This window comes from Porticoccus sp., assembly GCF_041592135.1.
In the GTDB taxonomy this organism is placed as follows: domain Bacteria; phylum Pseudomonadota; class Gammaproteobacteria; order Pseudomonadales; family Porticoccaceae; genus Porticoccus.
In genome coordinates this window covers 1-3,701 of record NZ_JBFHQR010000176.1, presented here as the reverse complement: position 1 = coordinate 3,701, position 3,701 = coordinate 1, and the positions used below count along the sequence as shown (strand labels likewise).

Genomic DNA, 3,701 nt, shown 5'->3' with positions numbered 1-3,701 from the left:
GCACCAGCATGTCCATGCCGGCCCTTTCCAGCAGCCGGGCATCCTTCAGCATGATCTCCGCCGCCTGCTCATCGCGGCCCTGCACCCGGTAGCCGCCCAGCTTGTTGACGGATTGCGGGGTCAGTCCCAGGTGGCCGCACACCGGAATGCCGCGCTCGCTGAGCAGTCGCACGCTGTGTTCCAGCCAGGCGCCGCCCTCCAGTTTTACCATGTGCGCACCGGCCTGCATCAGCTCGGCGGAATTCATCATGGCCTGTTCCTCGGTGGCGTAGGCCATGAAGGGCAGGTCGGCGACAATCAGGGATTTGCTGTTGCCCCGGCGCACGGCGCTGACGTGGTAGGCCATCTGCTCCATGGTGACCGGCACGGTGCTGTCCTGCCCCTGGATGACATTGCCCAGGGAGTCGCCCACCAGCACCACTTCGATGCCGACCTGTTCGATCAGGTGGGCAAAGGAGGCGTCGTAGGCGGTGATGACCGGGAATTTTTCCCCTTGGGCTTTCAGCTGGCGCAGGGTATTGATGGTGACGGTTTTCATGGCGGGGGCGGTTCCATGGGGGAAGTTTTTAGAGGCTGGCCTGGGGATTGTAGTAGTGGCGTCCGGACTTGATGCTGAGCATGTAGCTCACCAGATTGCGGTAGTCCCGCTCACTGCCGGCCAGGTCGATGTCGGTGGCATTGACGATCAGCAGCGGGGCGTCGTCGTAGTAATAAAAGAAGCGGGTGTAGGCTTCGTTGAGCTGTTGCAGGTAGCGGGAGTCGATAGCTCTTTCCACTTCAATACCGCGGCGCTGGATGCGCTCCAGCAGCACCTCGGTGGGGGCCTGCAGGTAGATCACCAGGTCGGGCTTGGGGGCGTCGATGGTCAGTTGCTGGTAGACGGTGTGGTAGAGCTTGAGCTCCTCGTCATCCAGGGTGACCTGGGCGAACAACTGGTCTTTGTCGATCAGGAAATCCGCCACCCGCACCTGCTGGAAGATATCCCCCTGGCGCAGTTCCTGGATCTGCTGGGTGCGCTGAAACAGGAAGTACAGTTGGGTGGGCAGGGCGCTGGCGCGCTGGTCCTGATAGAAGCGTTCCAGAAAGGGATTCTGCTCCGCCTGCTCCAGCAGGGTTTCGTAGTTGAAGCTGCTGGCCAGTCGTTTGGCGAGGGTGGTTTTGCCCACGCCGATGGGGCCTTCCACGGCAATAAAACCGGGCAGTTGGTAGTCTTCCAATACCAGGTCCAGATCGTTAGCCAGTTGTTCCACAGATATCTCCAGACGAGAGGCGAACGATACCTTCAGACGGGCAATTTTCCAAGCGCATTGCCAGCCGACTGCCGTCGGGAAACTGCAGCGCCGGGCTGATTTCCGCCAGCGGTTGCAGCACGAAGTTGCGCAGGTACAGGCCGGGGTGCGGCACCCTGAGATCGGGCAGGTCGATGGACTGATCGCCGTAGAGCAGGATGTCCAGGTCGAGGGTGCGCGGCCCCCAGTGGCGCTCGCGCAGCCGCTGGTGTTGCTGTTCGATCTGTTGCAGTGCCCGCAGCAGGGGCAGTGGCTCCAGCGCGGTGCTGAGTTGTGCCACGCCGTTGTAGTAGTCGGGCTGGTCCTGCGGTCCCATGGGGGCGCTGCGATACCAGCTGGAGCATTTGATCAGACGGGTGAGTGGCAGGTTGCCGAGTTCTTCCAGCGCGCGCTGTAATTGAGTCAGGGGGTCGCCAAGATTGCTGCCGAGGCCGACGTAGACCACCTCAGTCATGTTGTTCCTGTTTGTCGGCGGCGGCTCGGCGGGGGCGGCGCCGACGCTTGCTGCGTGGCTCCCGGGGCTGGTCGAGACTGCCGATCATTTCCTGGCGCTTGTGTTCGTCCACGTCCTGGAATCGGGTCCACCATTCCCCCAGTCCCGGTTCCAGCTCGCCGGCGTCTTCGCGCAGCAGCAGGAAATCGTAACCGGCGCGGAAGCGCGGATGCTCCAGCAGGCGCTGTGCCTGGGTGCCGGCGCGGCGCGGCAGCCGCAGTTGCAGCTCCCAGATTTCCCGCATCGGCATGCTGAAGCGGCGCGGAATCGCCACCCGCTGGCAGGCCCGGTGAATGATTTCCCCGGCGGCCTGTTGCAGGCTGTAGACGGGGGAGCTGTTGTCGCGCTCAAACTTCTTGCGCATTTCCTGTACCGCCGGCCACAGCAGCGCCCCCAGCAGGAAGGCGGGGGTGACGCGCTTGTCGGCGCGGATGCGTTTGTCGGTGTTGGTCATGGCCTGTTCGAGAAACTCGAGATAGTAGCCCGGGTCATGGGCGAGGGCTTCCTCGGTGGCCGGGAACAACAGGCGAAACAGCCCGTACTCCCTGAGCAGATGGAAGGTGGCCAGCGCGTGGCCGTGCATGAACAGTTTGAGTATTTCATCAAACAGCCGGGCGGGGGGGATGTCCGCCAGTAGCTGATTCATCTTGTGGATGGGTTGTGCGCTGCCGTCCTCAATGCGAAAGCCCAGCTTGGCGGCGAAGCGCACGGCGCGCAGCATTCTCACCGGATCTTCCCGATAGCGTTCACCGGCGTTGCCGATGACCCGGATCAGTCGCTGCTGGATGTCCCGCAGGCCGTTGGCGTAGTCGAAGACGCTGTTGTCCTGGGGGTGGTAGTAGAGGGCGTTCATGGTGAAATCGCGGCGACAGGCGTCCTCGGCAATGGAGCCGAAAATATTGTCGCGCAACAGCATGCCCTTGGATGAGCGGCGCGATTGATCCTTGCCCTTGTGCTCAGCGGAGTGGTGGGCGCGGAAGGTGGTGACTTCGATGATTTCCGGTCCCATGCGCACATGGACGATCTGGAAGCGGCGGCCGACGATGCGCGCGCGCCGAAACAGCTTGCTGACCTGTTCGGGGGTGGCGTCGGTGGCGACGTCATAGTCCTTGGGATGCATGCCGAGCAACAGGTCGCGCACGCACCCCCCCACCAGGTAGGCCTCGTAACCATCGCTGACGAGCTGCTCGACCACTTTTTTGGCGCCGGAGGTTATGTGCCGGGCGCTGATCGGGTGATCACCGGAGGGGACGATGTGCGGATCGCTGGCAACGGCGGGAGACGGGTTTTTGCTGAAGAACTTTGCGAACTTTTTAAGCATGTTGATGCGCATGGGTCGAGAAAGACGCATTCTAGCACAGGGGTTGGTAAATGGTTGTTTTGGCTGTGCAAAAGGCTGTTGCCGAGGAGGGGTGCAGACATTAAAAAAGGGAAGCCCGAAAGCTTCCCTTGTATCCCATAGGCTATAGGTCGACGGGTCTACCCCCCTTATTCAACCGGTTAGCAATCCATCCAATTGTTTATTTTTATTATTTATTTTTTTAATTATCAGCTGTTTTTATTGTGTCTCTAATATAGCAGGATGTGTGCCAGAAATAAAATTTATTTATCATACAATAAGTTAAATTTCTATGAGGCGCATATCACAGTTTTTGGGAAGAGAGGGCGTTACTTATCTACACGCCTGGCGTTAAAAAAAGTAACAGGTGTGGGAAGTGGGGTAGGTCTTTAGTAGCCCTTCTTGCGGGGGATACCCAGTTTCTGGCGCCGTTCCCACAGGCACTTGCGACTGATCCCCAGTTTTCTGGCCAGCTCGGTTTCGCTCATGGCTTCCTGGTGCTCCAGTACAAACCGGGTGAAGTAGTCCTCCAGTGACAACCCCTCCGGCGGGTCGCTGTTCACCTGTCTGACCGCGCCCG

General features: G+C 60.3%; 4 protein-coding genes and 1 pseudogene. All 5 read right to left on the bottom strand.

The genetic code is table 11. The annotated features are described in order from the left end of the window. Positions 1–538 (bottom strand): 3-methyl-2-oxobutanoate hydroxymethyltransferase (gene panB, locus ABY948_RS11610; RefSeq protein ID WP_461482697.1); only part of this gene is annotated, 538 nt, incomplete at its 3' end. A gap of 28 nt (positions 539–566) precedes the next feature. Beyond that, a complete protein-coding gene (locus tag ABY948_RS11605) occupies positions 567–1,250 on the bottom strand; it encodes a deoxynucleoside kinase (RefSeq protein WP_461482696.1) in 684 nt (227 codons plus the stop codon). Continuing rightward, a complete protein-coding gene (gene folK / locus ABY948_RS11600; protein ID WP_461482695.1) occupies positions 1,234–1,743 on the bottom strand; it encodes a 2-amino-4-hydroxy-6-hydroxymethyldihydropteridine diphosphokinase in 510 nt (169 codons plus the stop codon). The genes ABY948_RS11605 and folK overlap by 17 nt, the downstream gene beginning before the upstream one ends. After that, positions 1,736–3,133 (bottom strand): polynucleotide adenylyltransferase PcnB, encoded by a 1,398-nt coding sequence (gene pcnB, locus ABY948_RS11595; protein ID WP_461482694.1) that lies wholly within the window; start codon positions 3,131–3,133, stop codon positions 1,736–1,738. The genes folK and pcnB overlap by 8 nt, the downstream gene beginning before the upstream one ends. Before the next feature lie 377 nt (positions 3,134–3,510). Further along, positions 3,511–3,701 (bottom strand): annotated as a pseudogene (locus tag ABY948_RS11590) (sigma-54-dependent Fis family transcriptional regulator); the annotation flags it as partial.

Bases quoted from the DNA above. Each gene is read 5' to 3' on its own strand.
- folK (WP_461482695.1), bottom strand. From the start codon at position 1,743: ATGACTGAGGTGGTCTACGTCGGCCTCGGCAGCAATCTTGGCGACCCC.
- pcnB (WP_461482694.1), bottom strand. From the start codon at position 3,133: ATGCGTCTTTCTCGACCCATGCGCATCAACATGCTTAAAAAGTTCGCA.